Genomic DNA, 564 nt, shown 5'->3' on the forward strand with positions numbered 1-564 from the left:
CGGGATCACGGCAGTATGACGGATTGAGCCGCCGGTAAAGATGGCGATATCGGTGGTGCCACCGCCGATGTCGACCATGCAGACGCCCAGATCTTTTTCATCTTCGGTCAGTACCGCATAGCTGGAGGCGAGCTGCTCAAGCACCACACCGTCCACTTCAAGACCACAACGACGCACACATTTTTCGATGTTCTGAATGGCGTTAATCGCGCCGGTGACCAAATGAACTTTAGCTTCTAAACGCACACCGGACATACCCAGGGGCTCTTTAATACCTTCCTGATTATCGATCAGGTATTCCTGTGCCAGAATATGTAGAATTTTCTGATCAGCGGGAATAGCCACCGCACTGGCGGCATCGATAACCCGCTCCAGATCATGCTCCATCACTTCACGATCTCGCACAGCAACAATGCCATGTGAATTCAGGCTGCTAATGTGACTGCCGGAAATTCCGACGGTGACGGAGTGGATTTTACACCCCGCCATTAACTCAGCCTCTTCTACTGCACGCTGAATCGACCCGACCGTCGACTCTATATTAATTACGACACCCCGTTTCAG

The 564-nt window shown here is 52.0% G+C and carries 1 protein-coding gene; it reads right to left on the reverse strand.

Going from position 1 to position 564, the window contains the following annotated elements; all coding sequences use genetic code 11:
* A partial coding sequence (gene ftsA / locus Nant_RS00005) for a cell division protein FtsA (RefSeq protein WP_082399994.1) occupies positions 1 to 564 on the reverse strand: 564 nt, incomplete at both ends.

The organism is Neptunomonas antarctica (genome assembly GCF_001305295.1).
Classification (GTDB): domain Bacteria; phylum Pseudomonadota; class Gammaproteobacteria; order Pseudomonadales; family Balneatricaceae; genus Neptunomonas; species Neptunomonas antarctica.